Raw genomic sequence first — 16,120 nt, 5'->3', positions numbered from 1 at the left:
ATGCGCAAACAGATCGAGACCTTCATCTTCAGACGCGGCAAGGGCGACAAGGCTCTGGAGAAGATCCAGTCCCGCGCCGAGAAAGCCTATGCGCCGCTTTACAAGGACGGCCGGACCAAAGCGCTCGACCGGGCGGAAGAGCTGGCCCATCAGCGGGTGGAGGAAGCATCCGAGCGTACCGAGGCGGAGTTCGAGCAGGATGAAGCCAAGGTCGAGGCCAATTTCTGGCCGAAGGTCCAGCGTGTGGCGCGCCAGATCCCGTTCCTGGAGGATCTGGTCGCCGCCTATTACGCCATGCGCGATCCTGAGACGCCCTTGCAGGCCCGCGCCGCCCTCGCCTTCGGCCTGCTCTACTTCCTGTGGATCGTCGACATCATTCCCGATTTTCTGGGACTCGTCGGCTATGCCGATGACGGCACAGTGCTGACGACCATCATCCTGCAAGTTGGCGGCGCCATTACCGATACGCACCGCGCCAAGGCCCGCAAGGCGCTTGGCGGCGATTAGCCGACCTCAGGCGAGCAGACCGCCTTCAGTCCAGATATGCTCGAATTGCGATTTGGGCCGAAGCGTGAAGCGTGCGCCGGTCAGCCGCGCCTCCCGGATCCGGTCACATCTCAGCGTCCGCGGCTCGCCCCTGAGATGATCAAAGGCGATGACATACCAGACCGGGTATTTCAGCAGCAGGTAATGCGGCTCGATCCGCCGCTCTGTGACCATCAGGTCCTCGCGCTGATAGCAGATATCGAGGACTTCCTTGTCGATGAACGCCTGGTGCAAAGCCTTCACCACTGGATCGGGCGGCAAAGACGCGCTCGCCTGTACAAAAGTGGACGAGGTGACGCCGACGAGAATTCTCGATTTCAGCGCCTCCACCCTCTCGCGCTTCTCTGGCGAGAAGGACGCGATCAGCTGGCGTCGGACCGCGTCCAGGCTGGCCAGGAAGATCGGCGATCCCAATTGCTGCGCCACCTCGATGCCGATGAGCAGATCCACCGCCTCTGCATAAGCGAGGTTCAGTCGTCCGACGCCCCAGCGGCGATCCAGTCGCACGCCGCCTCCGCGTCCGCGATCAGTCTCGATCGGCAGCCCCTGCTCGCGCAACAACGCCAGGTCCCGCGTCAGGGTGCGCTCGCTGACACCATGGGTCTTGGCCAAATCCTTGATGACGCAAAACGGTTCAGCTTGCAGCTGCGCCGTGAGCCTTTCAAGCCGCTGCAATCTGGTGGACGCGTCTGATCTCGTCATTCACCAAATACGACATAAAATGTCATATTTGGAAATAACCTTGTCTCTCAACGTCACAGACGCACTCAGGAGAGACAGACGTGCAAATGAATTATTTCGTCGCCGGCACCAACAATATGGAGGCTGCAATCCGCTTCTACGACCAGCTCTTCAGCCATTTCGGCATCGTACAGGCCGCACAGACCGACCGGATGTCCAACTGGCTGGGCGACGGGTTCGCCTTTGCGGTGGCGGACCCCTTTGATGGGAAGCCAGCGACACACGGCAACGGAACAATGATCGGTTTTCATGTCGGCGCGCCCGAGCAGGTCGACGCGATCTACAGGAGAGTTCTCGAACTGGGCGGGACGGATGAGGGAAAGCCGGGACAACGCGGCCCCTATTACTCCGCCTATGTGCGCGATCTTGATGGCAACAAGATCTGTTTCAACGCCTAGAGGCGCTTAGTCCCGCGCAAACGAAAAGGGCCGCATCCCGAAGGATGCGGCCCTTGTCTCGTTCGAAAGTGCGAAGGCCTTAGTCTTCAGCGCCCTCGACAGCCTCTTCACGCGCACGATCGGCGGCGCCTTTGGCTTCGGGATCGCGATCAACCAGCTCGATAACCGCCATCGGCGCGTTGTCGCCATGACGGAAACCGGCTTTCAGAACGCGGGTGTAACCACCATTGCGTTCTTCGTAGCGCGGGCCGAGGGTTTCAAACAGCTTGGCCACCTGATCCTTGTTGCGGATCTTGGAGATCGCCTGACGGCGAGCATGCAGATCACCGCGTTTGGCCAGGGTGATGAGCTTGTCCATGATCGGCTTGAGCTCTTTGGCCTTCGGCAGGGTGGTGACGATTTGTTCGTGCTCGATCAGCGACGCGGCCATGTTGGCGAACATGGCGCGACGGTGAGTCGAGGTGCGGTTAAGCTTGCGGTGGGCGACGCCATGACGCATCGGTTTTCTCCTTCAATCCCGGTTAGGGACGCCTCGCGGCGTTCCTCCTAGATTTGATCCTCATATTTCTTGGCGAGATCTTCGATGTTCTCCGGCGGCCAGTTCGGCGCGTCCATGCCCAGATGCAGACCCATCTGTGCGAGAACTTCCTTGATCTCGTTGAGCGATTTGCGACCGAAGTTCGGGGTGCGGAGCATTTCCGCCTCGGACTTCTGAATGAGGTCGCCGATATAGACGATGTTGTCGTTCTTCAGGCAGTTCGCCGAACGCACCGACAGCTCCAGCTCGTCCACCTTCTTCAGGAGGGCCGGGTTGAAGTCCAGCTCCGGCTTGTCGTCCTCGGCCGCACGGGCTTCGGAAGGCTCTTCGAAGTTCACGAAGATCTGGAACTGGTCCTGAAGGATGCGAGCGGCATAAGCCACGGCGTCCTCGGGGGTCACAGCGCCGTTGGTTTCGACTTCCAGGATCAGCTTGTCATAGTCGAGCACCTGGCCCTCACGCGTGTTTTCCACGCGATAGGCGACGCGCTTGACCGGGCTGTAGAGCGCGTCCACGCCGATGAGGCCGATCGGGGCGTCCTCGGGGCGGTTGCGGTCAGCCGGGACATAGCCCTTGCCGGTGTTCACGGTCAGGACCATGCGCACATCCGCATCCTCGTCGAGGGTGCAGATGACGTGATCCTTGTTGATGATCTCGACGTCAGCAGTCTCTTCGATGTCGCCGGCGGTCACTTCGCCCGGGCCCTGCTTTTTCAGGGTCAGACGCTTGGGACCTTCGCCATGCATGCGAAGCGCGACCTGCTTGAGGTTCAGGATGATGTCGGTGACATCCTCCCGCACGCCCTTGATGGACGAAAACTCGTGCAGAACGGAATCAATCTGCACCGCCGTGATCGACGCGCCCTGCAGCGAGGACAGCAGAATGCGGCGCAGCGCATTGCCCAGGGTCATGCCGAAGCCGCGCTCGAGCGGCTCAGCAATGATCTTGGCTTGGCGCACCGGATCAAAGCCAGGTTGGATTTCCGGCTTCATCGGGCGGATCAGTTCCTGCCAGTTCTTTTCAATCACGGACATCACCCCTTCAGGCGTGCGGCGCGACAGCCAGAAGGCTGCGCGCCGGACCAAAGTCGTCAATCAGCGCCTCGGACGCTGAAAGAATTTAGACGCGGCGGCGCTTCGGCGGACGGCAGCCATTATGCGGAATCGAGGTCACGTCGTGGATCGTCGTGATCGTGAAACCGACAGACTGCAGCGCACGGAGCGCGGACTCACGTCCCGAACCCGGGCCGGAGACCTTGACTTCAAGCGTCTTGACGCCGTGCTCTTGCGCCTTGCGGCCTGCATCTTCAGCAGCCACCTGCGCAGCGTACGGCGTGGATTTGCGCGAGCCCTTGAACCCCATGGCGCCAGCCGAGGACCAGGAAATCGCGTTTCCTTGCGCGTCGGTGATGGTGATCATGGTGTTGTTGAAGCTGGCGTTCACATGCGCGACGCCAGCCGTGATGTTCTTGCGCTCGCGGCGGCGGACGCGGGACGGTTCTTTTGCCATTACCCTCGTTCCTTATTTCTTCTTGCCGGCGATCGGCTTGGCCGGGCCTTTACGGGTGCGCGCATTGGTGTGCGTGCGCTGGCCGCGGACCGGAAGGCCACGACGGTGACGCAGGCCACGATAGCAGCCCAGATCCATCAGACGCTTCACGTTCACCGCGACTTCACGGCGAAGATCGCCTTCCACGGTGTAGCCAGCGTCGATGGCTTCACGGATCTGCAGAATTTCAGCGTCGGTGAGCTGGCTCACACGCTTCTCGGCGGGAATACCCACCTTTTCACAAATTTCCGCCGCCATAGCCGGGCCGATGCCGTGGATATAGCGCAGCGCGATCGTGACGCGCTTGTTAGTCGGAATGTTGACGCCGGCGATACGTGCCACGACGCTCTCCTTGTCTCATCAGCCTTCGCAGCAGAAGACGCTGAAAGAGCGCAACCGGTTTGGCGGCGCTTATTTCGACGTCTGCCCCTGCGAGCGAAGGGCGCTTATTATAGGCGCTCACCTGTCGCGTCAACCGCGATAGGAAGCCACCCGTCCTGTTTTTCCAGACCGGACCGGCCTGGAAGCTGCTCTTTACTGGTCGAGCGCCGCTGCAATACGTGCAGCAACCTCGTCCATCTGACCCATGCCGTCCACATCAGACAATTTGCCCTGCCCCTCATAGTAGGGAATCAGCGGCGCGGTCTGGGCGTTGTAATTCTCGAGCCGAACCTTGAACGCCTCGACGGTGTCGTCGGCGCGGCCTTCCTGGGCGGCGCGTTTTTCCATACGCGACACCAGCTCGTCCTGATCCACCACAAGCCGCACGACCTTGTCGATCTGCGTGCTGCGTGACGCCAGGAGTTCATCCAGCGCTTCGGCCTGGGCCACGGTGCGCGGGAAACCGTCGAAAATGGCGCCGCCGGCGATCTCAGCCTCCGGCAGGCGTTCCTCGATCAGGGCGATGACGATCTCGTCGGAAACAAGATCCCCACGGTCCATGATATCCTTGACCTTACGGCCCAGTTCGTTGCCGGCCGCAATGGCGGCGCGCAGCATGTCGCCCGTGGAGAGCTGAAGCCATCCGTAATCGGCAACCAGACGCTTGGCTTGGGTGCCCTTCCCCGCCCCCGGCGGGCCGAACAATACCAGGTTCATCGCTTGCGCCCCCTCAGTTTGGTCTTCTTGATCAGGCCTTCATACTGGTGGGCCAGCAGATGGGACTGGATCTGACCAACCGTATCGAGCGTCACCGACACCACGATCAGCAGCGAGGTGCCGCCAATGTAGAACGGAATGCCCGAAACTTGCGCCTTCAGGAACTCGGGGAGAACACAGACCAAAGTCAGATACGCAGCGCCAATGACCGTCAGGCGCGTCAGCACATAGTCCAGATACTCGGCGGTGCGCTTGCCAGGACGGATGCCCGGCAGGAAGCCGCCATACTTCTTCAGATTGTCCGCGGTTTCTTCCGGATTGAAGACCAGCGAGGTGTAGAAGAAGGTGAAGAAGATGATCATGGCGGCGTAGAAGGCCAGGAACAGCGGCTGTCCCGGGCCAAGCATGGCCACGATATTGGCCAGCCAGTCCGGACCGGACTGGGAAAAGCCCTGAATGGTCGCCGGCAGGAGCAGCAGCGAGGAGGCGAAAATCGCCGGAATCACGCCCGCCGTGTTCAGCTTGAGCGGCAGGAAGCTCGATTCCCCGCCCATCATGCGATTGCCCACCTGACGCTTGGGATACTGGATCAGCAGTCGACGCTGGCTGCGCTCCATGAAGACAACGAACGCCAGCACGACGACGATGCCGACCAGCATGGCGATGATGACCGGACCGGCGATGCTGCCTGAAGCGCCCGCCTGCAGCGCATTGACCAGCGCGCGCGGAAGCTCGGCCACAATGCCGGCGAAAATGATCAGGGAGACGCCATTGCCCACGCCGCGAGCGGTGATCTGCTCACCCAGCCACAGCAGGAACATGGTGCCGCCCACCAGGGTGGTGACGGTCGTGATCAGGAAGAACGGACCCGGATTGATGGCGATGGACGCGCCGTCGGTCACGGTCTGCATGCCGATGGCGATCGCGAAGGCCTGGGCGGCGGCCAGAACCACGGTCAGATAGCGGGTGTACTGGTTGATCTGCTTGCGACCCTGCTCCCCGCCATCCTTCTTCAGACGCTCCAGTGACGGAATGGTCGCCGCCATGAGCTGCATGATGATGGAGGCCGAGATGTACGGCATCACGTTCAGCGCAAAGATCGCCATGCGCTCGACGGCGCCGCCGGACATCATGTTGAACATGCCCAACACGCCTTGGGATTGCTGCTGGAAGGCCAGCGCAAACTGTGCGGGATCGATGCCCGGGACCGGCACGAAGGTGCCGACACGGTAGATGACCAGGACCAGGAGCGTGAACAGAATGCGCTTCTGCAGCTCCTTCGCTTGGGCGAACGCCCCGAAATTCATGTTCTGGGCGAGCTGTTCAGCGGCTGACGCCATATCGGTCGGATGCTCCCTGAGAAAGCCCTCAAAGCGCGGAGGGACCGCTTCCAGTTAGGAAGCGGTCTATCTCAACGCCAGCTTATTCGGACTGATCTTTGGCGGATTTGGCGAGGACGGTGACTTTGCCGCCTGCTTTTTCCACCGCTTCGATCGCCGGCTTGGAGCCGCCAGCCACCGTCAGCTCAAGTTTCGCTTTCAGCTCGCCGCCGCCGATCACGCGCACGCCGTCCTTGGCGCGGCGGATGACGCCAGCCTTGATGAGCGCTTCGGCGTCGACCGGCGCTTTCGCGTCGAGCTTGCCAGCGTCCACAGCGGCTTGCAGCTTGGCCAGGGTCACTTCAGCGAACGCCAGGCGGTTCGGCTTGTTAAAGCCGCGCTTGGGCAGACGTTGATAGAGCGGCATCTGGCCGCCCTCAAAGCCCTTGATGGCGACACCCGAGCGAGACTTCTGGCCTTTAACGCCGCGTCCGCCGGTTTTGCCCTTGCCAGAGCCGATGCCACGGCCGACACGCATACGCGACTTGGTCGCGCCGTCGTTATCGCGCAGTTCATTCAAGCGCATCGTTTGTCTCCTTGGTGAGAGGGCGCGGGATTAACCGCGCTCCTCCACGATCTCAACCATGTGAGCGACCTTGCGGATCATGCCCCGAACAGACGGGGTGTCCTCAAGCTCGCGCTCGCGGCCGATGCGGCCCAGGCCCAGACCCTTGAGGGTCGCGGTCTGGTCCTTCGGACGGCGGATGGGGCTGCCGGTTTGGCGCACCACCAGGGTTTTCTTGTCAGCCATGCGTCCCTCCTAGGATTCGATGGCTTCCGGCGAGCTGGCGCCATCTTGGCGACGCTCGACCAGATCCGCGACCTTGATGCCACGCTTGGCGGCCACGGTGCGCGGGCTGTTCTGGGCCTTCAGGGCCTCGAACGTGGCGCGAACCATGTTGTACGGGTTGGACGAACCGGTCGATTTCGCGACCACGTCCTGAACGCCGAGTGATTCCAGCACCGCACGCATCGGACCGCCGGCGATGACGCCGGTGCCCGGAGGGGCGGAGCGCAGGATCACCTTGCCGGCGCCCCAACGGCCTTTCGCATCATGGTGCAGGGTGCGGCCTTCACGCAGCGGCACGCGCACCATCATCTTCTTGGCTTCTTCGGTCGCCTTGCGGATGGCTTCCGGCACTTCACGCGCCTTGCCCTGTCCGAAACCGACGCGGCCCTTCTGGTCACCGACCACCGCGAGTGCGGCGAACTGGAAGTTCCGGCCGCCTTTCACGGTTTTGGCGACGCGGTTGATCTGGACCAGCTTGTCGACCAGTTCCGGTTCGGCGTTGTCGTCGTCCCGGCGGCGGCGATCGCGGCCGCGATTGTCTTCTCGTGCCATGCGTTCGCTCCTTAGAAGTTCAGACCGCCCTCGCGAGCGGCGTCAGCGAGCGCTTTCACACGCCCGTGGAAGATGTAACCGCCGCGGTCGAACACCACATCGGTCAAACCTTTTTCCTTCGCCCGCTCTGCGACCAGCTTGCCGACCTCGGCAGCCGCTTCGACGCCGGACTTGGTGATCTTGTTGTCTTTTTCCATCGTGGAAGCCGACACCAGGGTCACGCCGTTCGCATCGTCGATGATCTGGGCGTAAATGTTCTTGGACGAACGGAAGACCGAGAGTCTCGGACGGCCGTTGCCCATTTTGCGGAGCCGGGTGCGCGTGCGCTGAGCGCGGCGCCGCATTTGTTCTGCAGCAGATTTCATCGCCTGGCCCCTTACTTCTTCTTGCCTTCCTTACGGCGGACATATTCGTTCGAATACTTCACGCCTTTGCCTTTGTAAGGCTCCGGCGGACGGAATTCGCGAATTTCCGCCGCGGTCTGACCCACGGTCTGGGCGTCAGCGCCCTCAATGGTGATCTCGGTCGGCTTCGGCGTCGCGATCTTCACGCCCGCGCGCGGGGTGTAGACGACGTCGTGAGAGAAGCCGAGCGAGAGCTTGAGGTCGTTGCCCTGCATTTGAGCGCGATAACCGACACCGATCAGTTCGAGGTCCTTCTTGAAGCCCTCGGTCACGCCTTGCACCATGTTCTTGATGCGGGCGCGCGCGGTGCCATACATGGCTTTCGCGAATTTCGAATTTTCAGCCATCTCGACCGAAATGGCGTTGTCCTCTTGCTTGATGCGCACGCATGCGGGCGCTTCGAAGCTGAGTTCGCCTTTCGGGCCTTTGACCGACACCTGCGCCCCGGTGACGTTCGCCGTCACACCGTTGGGGATTTCGACAGGCAGTTTGCCTAGACGCGACATAGTTCTGGCCTCCCTGTCTCTAGCTGACGTGGCAAAGGATTTCGCCGCCGACGTTCTTGGAGCGAGCGACTGCGTCGCTCATCACGCCTTGCGGGGTCGAAATGATGGCGATGCCCAGGCCGTTCATGACGAGCGGCAGATCGCGCACCTTGCGGTATTCGCGACGGCCCGGCTTGGACACGCGTTTGATGTCGGAGATCACCGGCTGGCCTTCATGGTACTTCAGTTCGATCTCGAACTGCTTGAAGCCCTTGGCGTCGGTGGTCTCGGTGTAACCGCGGATGAAGCCCTCTTCCAGGAGCACTTCGAGCACGCGGCCGCGAAGTTTCGAGGACGGGGTCACCACGGAGGTCCGCTTGCGCATCAGCGCGTTGCGGATACGGGTCAGCATATCGCCGAGAGGATCGTTCACGGACATCTAAATCCCTCCTACCAGCTCGACTTGACCATGCCCGGGATCAACCCGTGGCTGGCCAGCTGACGCAGCGCAATGCGCGACATCTTCAGCTTGCGATAATACGCGCGCGGGCGGCCGGTCACCTGGCATCGGTTACGGATGCGGGACGGCGCCGAGTTGCGCGGCAGCGAGGCCAGCTTCAGTTGCGCCGCAAAGCGCTCTTCAACCGGCTTGTCCGTGTCGCGTGCGATCGCTTTCAGAGCTTCACGCTTGGCAGCAAAACGCTGAGCCAGGCGTTGGCGCTTGAGATTGCGTTCGACTGCACTCTTCTTAGCCATTCAGTTTTCTCCTCGCGTGCGAGACCCTCACGGTCCCGCTCTCCTGCTGCGTTAGTTCGAGAACGGAAAGTCGAACTCGGCCAGCAGGGCCTTCGCTTCTTCGTTGGTGCGGGCCGTGGTGCAGACGACGATGTCCATACCGCGGATCTTCTCAACCTTGTCGTAGTCGATCTCGGGGAAGACGATGTGCTCTTTCAAGCCCATCGCATAGTTGCCCCGGCCATCGAAGCTCTTGCCGTTCAGACCGCGGAAGTCGCGGACGCGCGGTAGAGCAATGGTCACCAGGCGATCAAGGAATTCGTACATACGATCCTTGCGCAGGGTCACCTTGGCGCCAATCATCTGTTCTTCGCGCAGCTTGAAGCCGGCGATGGATTTCTTGGCGACCGTGCCAACCGGCTTCTGGCCGGCGATGGCTTCGAGATCGGCAAGCGCGCCACGGATTTTCTTGGAATCCTGAGCCGCTTCGCCAACGCCCATGTTGATCACGACCTTGTCCAGGCGCGGGATCATCATCTCGTTCGCATAACCGAACTTTTCCTTCAGACGCGCGCGGATTTCCTCGCGGTATTTCGTCTTCAGGCGCGGTTCGTATTCAGCAACGTCAGCCATCGATCACCTCACCGGATTTCTTGGCCACGCGCACTTTCTTGCCGTCCTCGACCTTGAAGCCCACACGGGTGGCTTCGCCGGATTTCGGATCGACCAGAGCCACGTTGGACACGTGGATAGACGCGTTTTTCTCAACAATACCGCCCGGGGTCGTCTGGGACGGACGCTGGTGGCGCTTGACCACGTTGACGCCCGACACCACCACACGGTCTTCCTTGGGAAGGACCTGGGTGACCTCGCCGGTCTTACCTTTGTCGCGACCGGTCAGAACGATGACCTTGTCGCCCTTTTTGATCTTCGCAGCCATGGTTACAGGACCTCCGGCGCGAGCGAGACGATCTTCATGTGGTTCTTGGCGCGCAGTTCACGGGGAACCGGGCCGAAGATCCGGGTGCCGACCGGCTCGTTGTTGTTGTTCAGAATAACAGCCGCGTTGCCGTCGAAACGGATGACGCTGCCGTCGCGACGCTTGATGTCGCGAGCGGTGCGCACGACGACGGCCTTGCGGACGTCGCCCTTCTTAACGCGGCCCTTGGGCGTGGCTTCCTTGACCGAGACGACAATGATGTCGCCGACGCCGGCATAGCGGCGTTTCGCGCCGCCCAGCACTTTGATGCACTGCACGCGGCGGGCCCCGGAATTGTCGGCCACGTCCAGATTGGTTTGCATCTGGATCATCGCGATCCTCCGTTAATAGTGGATCATCCACGATCAGGCTTACGCCTGGTCGGAGACGACCTCCCACCGCTTGAGCTTCGACTTCGGCGTGCATTCCTGGATCTGGACACGCTCGCCAACCTTGATCGCGCCCGACTCGTCGTGGGCGTGATATTTCTTCGTACGGCGCACGGTTTTGCGCAGCAGGGGGTGCAGGAAGGTGCGCTCAACGCGCACGATCACGGTTTTAGCCTGCTTGTCGCTCACCACGACGCCTTGAAGGATGCGCTTCGGCATGGACCCAAGCCCCCTTAATTTTCAAGCGCGCGGCGGCGCTGATCCGTTTTGACCCGGGCGATGTCCCGGCGGATCTGCTTAAAGCGCGCAGTGTTTTCCAGCTGGCCGGTGGCCTGTTGGAAACGCAGGTTGAACTGTTCTTTTTTCAGCTTGAGGAGTTCGTCCTGAAGCTGATCGTCGCTGAGAGCGCGGACGTCTTCGGCTTTCATGCTTCCCTCCTCTTACTCACCCGGACGGGTGACGACTTTGGTCTTGATCGGCAGCTTGGCTGCGCCCAGGCGCAGTGCTTCGCGTGCCACATCATCCGGAACACCATCGATTTCGAAGATGATCCGGCCCGGCTTGACTTTGGCCACCCAGTATTCCGGCGAGCCTTTACCTTTACCCATCCGGACTTCGGTCGGCTTCTTGGACACCGGCAGGTCCGGGAACACCCGGATCCACACGCGACCGGCCCGTTTCATGTGACGGGTGATCGCACGACGGGTCGCCTCGATCTGACGGGCGGTGATCCGCTCCGGCTCGACCGCTTTCAGGCCATAGGATCCAAAGGTCAGCGTGAAGCCGCCCTTGGCCTGACCGTGAATGCGGCCTTTGTGCGCCTTGCGGAATTTGGTGCGCTTCGGCTGAAGCATGGTGCTACTCCCTCGTTCCGCTTACGCTGCCTGACGGCCAGAGCGGGTGCGCTGCTCGCCAGAGTCGAGCATGCGACGCTCTTGCGCCATCGGGTCGTGTTCCATGATCTCGCCTTTGTAGATCCAGACCTTGATGCCGATGATGCCCATCGCGGTCTTGGCTTCAGCGAAACCGTAGTCGATGTCCGCACGCAGGGTGTGCAGCGGAACCGAACCTTCAGAATACTTCTCGACGCGTGCGATCTCGGCGCCGCCCAGACGGCCGCCGCACATGATCTTGCAGCCCAGGGCGCCCATGCGCATGGCGGTCTGCAGCGAACGCTTCATGGCGCGGCGGAAGGCCACGCGGCGTTCGAGCTGCTGGGCCACGCTCTCGGCGACCAGGGTCGCGTCGACTTCCGGCTTGCGCACTTCGACGAGGTTCAGGAACACTTCGCCCTCAACCATCTTCGAGACCTTGCGACGCAGCTTCTCGATATCCGCGCCTTTTTTGCCGATCACGACACCCGGACGCGCCGTGTGAATGGTGATGCGGCACTTCTTGTGCGGACGCTCAATGATGATGCGCGACACGGACGCGTTCTTGAGCTCCTTTTTCAGGTACTCGCGAATGCGCAGGTCTTCGTGCAGCAGATCGGCGTATTCCTCGCCCTTGGCGAACCAACGCGATTCCCAGGTGCGGTTGATGCCGACGCGCAGGCCGATCGGATTAACCTTCTGACCCATTAGGCGGCCTCCTCAACTTCACGCACGACGATCGTCAGCTCGGAAAACGGCTTCAGGATCTTGGCGCCGCGACCACGCGCACGGGCGCGGAAGCGTTTCATGACCAGGTTTTTGCCCACATAGGCCTCGGACACGACCAGAGAGTCGATATCCAGACCGTGGTTGTTTTCCGCGTTGGCGATGGCGCTCTCGAGCACCTTCTTGACGTCGGCGGAATGACGCTTGCGCGAGAATTCCAGGTCAGCCAGAGCGCGTTCAACCTTCTTGCCACGGATCAGCTGGGCAATGAGGTTGAGCTTCTGCGGGCTGATGCGGATCATCCGCAGCTTTGCGCGCGCTTCATTATCCGCGACGCGGCGGGGATTTGCAGCCTTGCCCATCGCTTACTTCCTCTTGGCTTTCTTGTCCGCCGCGTGGCCGTAATAGGTCCGAGTCGGAGCGAATTCGCCCAGCTTGTGACCGACCATCTCTTCGGAGACGAGAACCGGAATGAACTTGTTGCCGTTGTGGACCTGGAAGGTCAGACCCACAAACTGCGGCATGATCGTCGAGCGGCGCGACCAGGTCTTGATCGCTTGCTTGCGGCCGCCGTCATGAGCAGCTTCGGCTTTCTTCAGGAGGTATCCGTCGACAAACGGACCTTTCCAGACAGAACGAGGCATGGCGCAGCCGTCCCTTAGCGTTTCTTGCGCTCGTGGCGCGAGCGAATGATGAATTTGTCAGTGGCTTTGTTCGACCGGGTCTTGCGGCCCTTGGTCGGCTTGCCCCACGGGGTGACCGGGTGACGACCGCCCGAGGTGCGGCCTTCGCCGCCGCCGTGCGGGTGATCGACCGGGTTCATAGCCACGCCGCGAACGGCCGGGCGTTTGCCCATGTGACGCTTGCGACCGGCTTTACCCAGATTGGTGTTCAGGTGGTCCGCATTGGAGACCGCGCCAACGGTCGCCATGCAGTCCTGGTGCACCATGCGCAGCTCGCCGGACATCAGGCGAACCTGAGCATAACCGGCATCGCGGCCCACCAGCTGAGCGTAAGCGCCGGCGGAACGGGCGATCTGCCCGCCTTTGAGCGGCTTGAGCTCAACATTGTGGATGATGGTGCCGACCGGCATCGCTTTCAGCGGCATGGCGTTGCCCGGCTTAACGTCCACGCGCTCGCCTGCGACAACGATGTCGCCGGCAGACAGACGCTGCGGAGCCAGGATGTAAGCCAGTTCGCCGTCTTCGTACTTCACGAGTGCGATGAAGGCGGTGCGGTTCGGGTCGTATTCCAGACGCTCGACAGTCGCCGGCACGTCAAACTTGCGACGTTTGAAGTCGATGACGCGATACAGCTTCTTGGCGCCGCCGCCGCGACGACGAGACGTCACGCGACCGGTGTTGTTGCGACCGCCGGATTTGGTCAGACCTTCAACGAGGGTCTTTTCCGGACGACCGGGGTGCAGCTCGGACTTGTCCACCAGCACGAGAGCGCGGCGGCCAGGCGAGGTCGGCTTGAAAGTCTTCAGAGCCATGGGTCTCTCTCCTCTGCGCGCTTACAGGCCGGTGCTGACGTCGATGGAGTGGCCCTCTTCCAGGGTCACAACCGCCTTTTTGACGTCGTCACGCTTGCCCGCAATACCGCGGAAACGTTTGGTTTTGCCTTTTTGAACGATGGTGTTCACGGCCTTAACCTTGACCTTGAACAGCTCTTCGATCGCTTCGGCGATGTCTTTCTTGTTCGCAGACAGCGGCACGCGGAAGACGACCTTGTTCTCTTCAGAGAGAATGGTGGCCTTCTCGGTGATCACCGGCGACAGAATGGTGTCGTAATGGCGAGCAGCGGGCATGTTACGCAGCCTCCTGCGGCGCGAGCCGCTCGTTGATCTTCTCGACAGCCGCTTTGGTCAGGACCAGCACGTCACGACGCAGCACGTCGTAAACGTTCAGGCCTTGCGCCGGCAGAACGTCGATCAGCGGGATGTTGCGGGCGGCGCGGGCGAAGTTCTCGTCCAGCGTCTCGCCATCAATGATCAGCGCGTTCGACCAGCCCAGCTTCGAGAATTTCTCGGTCAGAGCCTTGGTCTTGGCTTCATCAAGACGCGCCTCGTCCAGGATCACCAGCTGCTTGGCGCCGGCTTTGGTGGACAGGGCGTGCTTGAGCGCCAGGGCGCGCACTTTCTTCGGCAATTCGGTCGCATGGGAGCGAACGCGCGGGCCATGGGCCACGCCGCCGCCCACGAAGATCGGGGCGTTGCGGGAACCGTGACGGGCGCCGCCGCCGCCTTTCTGGCGACCAAACTTTTTCTTGGTGCGGGCGATCTCACCGCGCTCTTTCGTCTTGTGGGTGCCGGCCTGACGGCGCGACAGCTGCCACTTGACGGCGCGCTGGAGGATGTCCGCGCGGACCTCTTCGATACCGAACACGGCATCAGAGAGATCAATCGAGCCGGCTTTGCCGGCATCGAGCGTCACAACATCGAGTTTCATCAGTTAGCCCCTTCGTCCTGGGCTTCTTGAGCCTCAGCCGGAGCCTCGGCCGGAGCCGAATCGGCTTTTTCGAGCAGCTTGGCCGGATACGGCAGATCCTCAGCGCCAACGCCTTTGACAGCGTCGCGGATCTCGACCCAGCTTTCCTTGGAGCCCGGCACGGCGCCCTTCACGAGCACGAGGCCGCGCTCAGCGTCGACACGGACGATCTCAAGGCTCTGGATGGTGACACGCTCGGAACCGAGGTGACCGGCCATTTTCTTGCCCTTGAAGACCTTGCCCGGGTCCTGACACTGGCCGGTCGAACCGTGGGAACGGTGAGAGATCGACACGCCGTGCGAGGCGCGCAGACCACCAAAGTTCCAGCGCTTCATGCCGCCAGCGAAGCCCTTACCGATCGAGGTGCCGGACACGTCGACTTTCTGACCGACCACAAAGTGCTCGGCGGAAAGCTCGGCGCCCGCTTCGATCAGCGCATCTTCCGGCACGCGGAACTCGACCAGCTTGCGCTTGGGCTCGACAGAAGCCTTTGCGAAGTGGCCGCGCATCGCCTTGGAGGTGCGCTTGGCCTTGGCTTTGCCCGCGCCCAGCTGGACAGCGGTATAGCCATCATTTTCAGAGGTGCGCTGTGCCACCACCTGGAGACCGTCCAGGTGAAGCACCGTCACCGGCACATGATCGCCGTCTTCGGTGAAGACGCGGGTCATGCCCAGCTTTTTGGCCAGAAGGCCAGTGCGCATGGATGCAGCCTGCTTCATGGCCTTACGCTCCCAGCTTGATCTCGACGTCCACGCCGGCAGACAGGTCGAGCTTCATCAGCGCGTCCACGGTCTGCGGGGTGGGGTCTACGATGTCCAGCATCCGCTTGTGCGTGCGGATTTCGAACTGCTCGCGCGACTTCTTGTCGACGTGCGGACCGCGCAGAACAGTGAATTTCTCCAGCCGCGTCGGCAGCGGAATCGGTCCACGCACATTCGCGCCGGTGCGCTTTGCGGTGGAAACGATCTCACGCGCCGAAGTGTCGAGCACGCGGTGGTCGAACGCCTTCAGGCGGATTCTGATGTTTTGTTGCGCCATCGGTCCGGTCCCAACATGCACAAGAGCCGCGCAAAGGACGGAACGCCCCGGCAGCTCTTGCAATCCAATTTTTTTTCGCTTCGAGAACTGCGTTTGCCCAAGGGCACTGCCAGTTCGTCAGAGGGACCGTGCAATACGCGTTCCGCCCCTCCCCGTCAACACCTAGTCACAAGATTCACCACCACATCGGCAGTTTAAACTCTTCGCCAGGTGCGGCTTACGCACAGACGGGGAATTGATCGCCCTGTCGGGCTGTCAAAGAGCTTAAACGACGCCAAAGCGTCCGGTGCGGCGAGTGACTCGACGCTGACACCGCGTATGTATCCCGAGCGCGGTTGATTCACAACAGACCGTCGCAGATGCGACTGCGAGAATCATCACGATCGCCACACCCCCACATGCAAAACGCCCCG

General features: G+C 61.6%; 30 protein-coding genes. 2 read left to right on the top strand and 28 right to left on the bottom strand.

Annotated features, from left to right (window positions below):
* Positions 1-507, top strand: coding sequence for a YkvA family protein (locus B2Z70_RS14870; RefSeq protein WP_292984335.1), 507 nt, complete (start codon positions 1-3; stop codon positions 505-507).
* 6 nt (positions 508-513) lie between these two features.
* On the opposite strand, the gene B2Z70_RS14865 is transcribed toward B2Z70_RS14870, so the two are convergent.
* Entirely contained in the window at positions 514-1,248 is a 735-nt protein-coding gene (locus B2Z70_RS14865) for a helix-turn-helix transcriptional regulator (RefSeq protein ID WP_292984333.1), read from the bottom strand.
* An 80-nt stretch (positions 1,249-1,328) separates the two neighbouring features.
* Between B2Z70_RS14865 and B2Z70_RS14860 the strand changes: the two genes are divergently transcribed.
* Entirely contained in the window at positions 1,329-1,685 is a 357-nt protein-coding gene (locus B2Z70_RS14860) for a VOC family protein (RefSeq protein WP_348764663.1), read from the top strand.
* 79 nt (positions 1,686-1,764) lie between these two features.
* Here the strand turns inward: B2Z70_RS14860 and rplQ are convergent, their stop codons facing one another.
* From rplQ to rpsJ, 27 genes are all read right to left on the bottom strand, one after another.
* Positions 1,765-2,184 (bottom strand): 50S ribosomal protein L17, encoded by a 420-nt coding sequence (gene rplQ / locus B2Z70_RS14855; protein WP_009801111.1) that lies wholly within the window; start codon positions 2,182-2,184, stop codon positions 1,765-1,767.
* Positions 2,185-2,231: 47 nt separating this feature from the next.
* A complete protein-coding gene (locus tag B2Z70_RS14850) occupies positions 2,232-3,251 on the bottom strand; it encodes a DNA-directed RNA polymerase subunit alpha (protein ID WP_348764665.1) in 1,020 nt (339 codons plus the stop codon).
* A gap of 91 nt (positions 3,252-3,342) precedes the next feature.
* Entirely contained in the window at positions 3,343-3,732 is a 390-nt protein-coding gene (gene rpsK / locus B2Z70_RS14845) for a 30S ribosomal protein S11 (RefSeq protein WP_009801114.1), read from the bottom strand.
* A 12-nt stretch (positions 3,733-3,744) separates the two neighbouring features.
* The gene (gene rpsM, locus B2Z70_RS14840; protein ID WP_009801115.1) at positions 3,745-4,113 is read right to left on the bottom strand and encodes a 30S ribosomal protein S13; all 369 of its coding nucleotides are present in this window, start codon (positions 4,111-4,113) and stop codon (positions 3,745-3,747) included.
* A gap of 192 nt (positions 4,114-4,305) precedes the next feature.
* Positions 4,306-4,869 (bottom strand): adenylate kinase, encoded by a 564-nt coding sequence (locus tag B2Z70_RS14835; protein ID WP_009801116.1) that lies wholly within the window; start codon positions 4,867-4,869, stop codon positions 4,306-4,308.
* Positions 4,866-6,209: a preprotein translocase subunit SecY gene (secY, locus tag B2Z70_RS14830; protein ID WP_009801117.1), complete on the bottom strand. Its 1,344-nt coding sequence runs from the start codon at positions 6,207-6,209 to the stop codon at positions 4,866-4,868. Before secY ends, B2Z70_RS14835 begins: the two co-directional genes overlap by 4 nt.
* A gap of 82 nt (positions 6,210-6,291) precedes the next feature.
* Entirely contained in the window at positions 6,292-6,774 is a 483-nt protein-coding gene (rplO, locus tag B2Z70_RS14825; protein WP_292984328.1) for a 50S ribosomal protein L15, read from the bottom strand.
* A gap of 30 nt (positions 6,775-6,804) precedes the next feature.
* Positions 6,805-6,999: a 50S ribosomal protein L30 gene (gene rpmD, locus B2Z70_RS14820; protein ID WP_009801119.1), complete on the bottom strand. Its 195-nt coding sequence runs from the start codon at positions 6,997-6,999 to the stop codon at positions 6,805-6,807.
* A 9-nt stretch (positions 7,000-7,008) separates the two neighbouring features.
* Complete coding sequence (gene rpsE / locus B2Z70_RS14815; protein WP_009801120.1) at positions 7,009-7,590, bottom strand: 30S ribosomal protein S5; 582 nt, start codon at positions 7,588-7,590, stop codon at positions 7,009-7,011.
* A gap of 11 nt (positions 7,591-7,601) precedes the next feature.
* Entirely contained in the window at positions 7,602-7,955 is a 354-nt protein-coding gene (gene rplR, locus B2Z70_RS14810) for a 50S ribosomal protein L18 (RefSeq protein ID WP_040612431.1), read from the bottom strand.
* An 11-nt stretch (positions 7,956-7,966) separates the two neighbouring features.
* Entirely contained in the window at positions 7,967-8,500 is a 534-nt protein-coding gene (gene rplF, locus B2Z70_RS14805) for a 50S ribosomal protein L6 (RefSeq protein WP_009801122.1), read from the bottom strand.
* A 19-nt stretch (positions 8,501-8,519) separates the two neighbouring features.
* On the bottom strand, positions 8,520-8,918 hold the full coding sequence (rpsH, locus tag B2Z70_RS14800) for a 30S ribosomal protein S8 (RefSeq protein WP_009801123.1): 399 nt from the start codon (positions 8,916-8,918) through the stop codon (positions 8,520-8,522).
* 11 nt (positions 8,919-8,929) lie between these two features.
* Positions 8,930-9,235 (bottom strand): 30S ribosomal protein S14, encoded by a 306-nt coding sequence (gene rpsN, locus B2Z70_RS14795; protein ID WP_009801124.1) that lies wholly within the window; start codon positions 9,233-9,235, stop codon positions 8,930-8,932.
* A gap of 51 nt (positions 9,236-9,286) precedes the next feature.
* Positions 9,287-9,847: a 50S ribosomal protein L5 gene (gene rplE / locus B2Z70_RS14790; protein ID WP_292984324.1), complete on the bottom strand. Its 561-nt coding sequence runs from the start codon at positions 9,845-9,847 to the stop codon at positions 9,287-9,289.
* A complete protein-coding gene (gene rplX, locus B2Z70_RS14785; RefSeq protein WP_292984321.1) occupies positions 9,840-10,154 on the bottom strand; it encodes a 50S ribosomal protein L24 in 315 nt (104 codons plus the stop codon). Before rplX ends, rplE begins: the two co-directional genes overlap by 8 nt.
* A 2-nt stretch (positions 10,155-10,156) precedes the next feature.
* Positions 10,157-10,525: a 50S ribosomal protein L14 gene (rplN, locus tag B2Z70_RS14780; RefSeq protein ID WP_009801127.1), complete on the bottom strand. Its 369-nt coding sequence runs from the start codon at positions 10,523-10,525 to the stop codon at positions 10,157-10,159.
* Positions 10,526-10,564: 39 nt separating this feature from the next.
* Positions 10,565-10,801: a 30S ribosomal protein S17 gene (gene rpsQ, locus B2Z70_RS14775; protein WP_009801128.1), complete on the bottom strand. Its 237-nt coding sequence runs from the start codon at positions 10,799-10,801 to the stop codon at positions 10,565-10,567.
* A gap of 14 nt (positions 10,802-10,815) precedes the next feature.
* Complete coding sequence (gene rpmC / locus B2Z70_RS14770; protein ID WP_009801129.1) at positions 10,816-11,010, bottom strand: 50S ribosomal protein L29; 195 nt, start codon at positions 11,008-11,010, stop codon at positions 10,816-10,818.
* Positions 11,011-11,022: 12 nt separating this feature from the next.
* Complete coding sequence (rplP, locus tag B2Z70_RS14765) at positions 11,023-11,436, bottom strand: 50S ribosomal protein L16 (protein WP_009801130.1); 414 nt, start codon at positions 11,434-11,436, stop codon at positions 11,023-11,025.
* Positions 11,437-11,457: 21 nt separating this feature from the next.
* Entirely contained in the window at positions 11,458-12,162 is a 705-nt protein-coding gene (gene rpsC, locus B2Z70_RS14760) for a 30S ribosomal protein S3 (protein ID WP_009801131.1), read from the bottom strand.
* Complete coding sequence (rplV, locus tag B2Z70_RS14755) at positions 12,162-12,542, bottom strand: 50S ribosomal protein L22 (RefSeq protein WP_292984317.1); 381 nt, start codon at positions 12,540-12,542, stop codon at positions 12,162-12,164. Before rplV ends, rpsC begins: the two co-directional genes overlap by 1 nt.
* Positions 12,543-12,545: 3 nt before the next feature.
* Positions 12,546-12,824, bottom strand: coding sequence for a 30S ribosomal protein S19 (rpsS, locus tag B2Z70_RS14750; RefSeq protein WP_009801133.1), 279 nt, complete (start codon positions 12,822-12,824; stop codon positions 12,546-12,548).
* A gap of 14 nt (positions 12,825-12,838) precedes the next feature.
* The gene (gene rplB / locus B2Z70_RS14745) at positions 12,839-13,675 is read right to left on the bottom strand and encodes a 50S ribosomal protein L2 (protein WP_292984314.1); all 837 of its coding nucleotides are present in this window, start codon (positions 13,673-13,675) and stop codon (positions 12,839-12,841) included.
* A gap of 21 nt (positions 13,676-13,696) precedes the next feature.
* A complete protein-coding gene (locus B2Z70_RS14740) occupies positions 13,697-13,990 on the bottom strand; it encodes a 50S ribosomal protein L23 (protein WP_009801135.1) in 294 nt (97 codons plus the stop codon).
* 1 nt (position 13,991) lies between these two features.
* Positions 13,992-14,630, bottom strand: a complete 639-nt coding sequence (rplD, locus tag B2Z70_RS14735; protein WP_009801136.1) for a 50S ribosomal protein L4 — start codon at positions 14,628-14,630, stop codon at positions 13,992-13,994.
* Positions 14,630-15,370, bottom strand: a complete 741-nt coding sequence (gene rplC / locus B2Z70_RS14730) for a 50S ribosomal protein L3 (protein WP_009801137.1) — start codon at positions 15,368-15,370, stop codon at positions 14,630-14,632. Before rplC ends, rplD begins: the two co-directional genes overlap by 1 nt.
* A 22-nt stretch (positions 15,371-15,392) precedes the next feature.
* Positions 15,393-15,707, bottom strand: a complete 315-nt coding sequence (gene rpsJ, locus B2Z70_RS14725) for a 30S ribosomal protein S10 (RefSeq protein WP_009801138.1) — start codon at positions 15,705-15,707, stop codon at positions 15,393-15,395.
* Positions 15,708-16,120: the final 413 nt, after the last annotated feature.

The organism is Oceanicaulis sp. UBA6590 (assembly GCF_002433705.1).
GTDB lineage: Bacteria > Pseudomonadota > Alphaproteobacteria > Caulobacterales > Maricaulaceae > Oceanicaulis.
Note: the sequence above shows the minus strand (reverse complement) of the source record. Positions and strands in the feature narration are given on the sequence as shown.

What these genes read in the sequence shown, in the direction of transcription:
- B2Z70_RS14870 (WP_292984335.1), top strand. Translation starts at nt 1, where the DNA reads ATGCGCAAACAGATCGAGACCTTCATCTTCAGACGCGGCAAGGGCGAC.
- B2Z70_RS14865 (WP_292984333.1), bottom strand. Translation starts at nt 1,248, where the DNA reads ATGACGAGATCAGACGCGTCCACCAGATTGCAGCGGCTTGAAAGGCTC.
- rplQ (WP_009801111.1), bottom strand. Translation starts at nt 2,184, where the DNA reads ATGCGTCATGGCGTCGCCCACCGCAAGCTTAACCGCACCTCGACTCAC.
- rpsK (WP_009801114.1), bottom strand. Translation starts at nt 3,732, where the DNA reads ATGGCAAAAGAACCGTCCCGCGTCCGCCGCCGCGAGCGCAAGAACATC.
- B2Z70_RS14835 (WP_009801116.1), bottom strand. Translation starts at nt 4,869, where the DNA reads ATGAACCTGGTATTGTTCGGCCCGCCGGGGGCGGGGAAGGGCACCCAA.
- secY (WP_009801117.1), bottom strand. Translation starts at nt 6,209, where the DNA reads ATGGCGTCAGCCGCTGAACAGCTCGCCCAGAACATGAATTTCGGGGCG.
- rplO (WP_292984328.1), bottom strand. Translation starts at nt 6,774, where the DNA reads ATGCGCTTGAATGAACTGCGCGATAACGACGGCGCGACCAAGTCGCGT.
- rpmD (WP_009801119.1), bottom strand. Translation starts at nt 6,999, where the DNA reads ATGGCTGACAAGAAAACCCTGGTGGTGCGCCAAACCGGCAGCCCCATC.
- rpsE (WP_009801120.1), bottom strand. Translation starts at nt 7,590, where the DNA reads ATGGCACGAGAAGACAATCGCGGCCGCGATCGCCGCCGCCGGGACGAC.
- rplR (WP_040612431.1), bottom strand. Translation starts at nt 7,955, where the DNA reads ATGAAATCTGCTGCAGAACAAATGCGGCGCCGCGCTCAGCGCACGCGC.
- rplF (WP_009801122.1), bottom strand. Translation starts at nt 8,500, where the DNA reads ATGTCGCGTCTAGGCAAACTGCCTGTCGAAATCCCCAACGGTGTGACG.
- rpsH (WP_009801123.1), bottom strand. Translation starts at nt 8,918, where the DNA reads ATGTCCGTGAACGATCCTCTCGGCGATATGCTGACCCGTATCCGCAAC.
- rpsN (WP_009801124.1), bottom strand. Translation starts at nt 9,235, where the DNA reads ATGGCTAAGAAGAGTGCAGTCGAACGCAATCTCAAGCGCCAACGCCTG.
- rplE (WP_292984324.1), bottom strand. Translation starts at nt 9,847, where the DNA reads ATGGCTGACGTTGCTGAATACGAACCGCGCCTGAAGACGAAATACCGC.
- rplX (WP_292984321.1), bottom strand. Translation starts at nt 10,154, where the DNA reads ATGGCTGCGAAGATCAAAAAGGGCGACAAGGTCATCGTTCTGACCGGT.
- rplN (WP_009801127.1), bottom strand. Translation starts at nt 10,525, where the DNA reads ATGATCCAGATGCAAACCAATCTGGACGTGGCCGACAATTCCGGGGCC.
- rpsQ (WP_009801128.1), bottom strand. Translation starts at nt 10,801, where the DNA reads ATGCCGAAGCGCATCCTTCAAGGCGTCGTGGTGAGCGACAAGCAGGCT.
- rpmC (WP_009801129.1), bottom strand. Translation starts at nt 11,010, where the DNA reads ATGAAAGCCGAAGACGTCCGCGCTCTCAGCGACGATCAGCTTCAGGAC.
- rplP (WP_009801130.1), bottom strand. Translation starts at nt 11,436, where the DNA reads ATGCTTCAGCCGAAGCGCACCAAATTCCGCAAGGCGCACAAAGGCCGC.
- rpsC (WP_009801131.1), bottom strand. Translation starts at nt 12,162, where the DNA reads ATGGGTCAGAAGGTTAATCCGATCGGCCTGCGCGTCGGCATCAACCGC.
- rplV (WP_292984317.1), bottom strand. Translation starts at nt 12,542, where the DNA reads ATGGGCAAGGCTGCAAATCCCCGCCGCGTCGCGGATAATGAAGCGCGC.
- rpsS (WP_009801133.1), bottom strand. Translation starts at nt 12,824, where the DNA reads ATGCCTCGTTCTGTCTGGAAAGGTCCGTTTGTCGACGGATACCTCCTG.
- rplB (WP_292984314.1), bottom strand. Translation starts at nt 13,675, where the DNA reads ATGGCTCTGAAGACTTTCAAGCCGACCTCGCCTGGCCGCCGCGCTCTC.
- B2Z70_RS14740 (WP_009801135.1), bottom strand. Translation starts at nt 13,990, where the DNA reads ATGCCCGCTGCTCGCCATTACGACACCATTCTGTCGCCGGTGATCACC.
- rplD (WP_009801136.1), bottom strand. Translation starts at nt 14,630, where the DNA reads ATGAAACTCGATGTTGTGACGCTCGATGCCGGCAAAGCCGGCTCGATT.
- rplC (WP_009801137.1), bottom strand. Translation starts at nt 15,370, where the DNA reads ATGCGCACTGGCCTTCTGGCCAAAAAGCTGGGCATGACCCGCGTCTTC.
- rpsJ (WP_009801138.1), bottom strand. Translation starts at nt 15,707, where the DNA reads ATGGCGCAACAAAACATCAGAATCCGCCTGAAGGCGTTCGACCACCGC.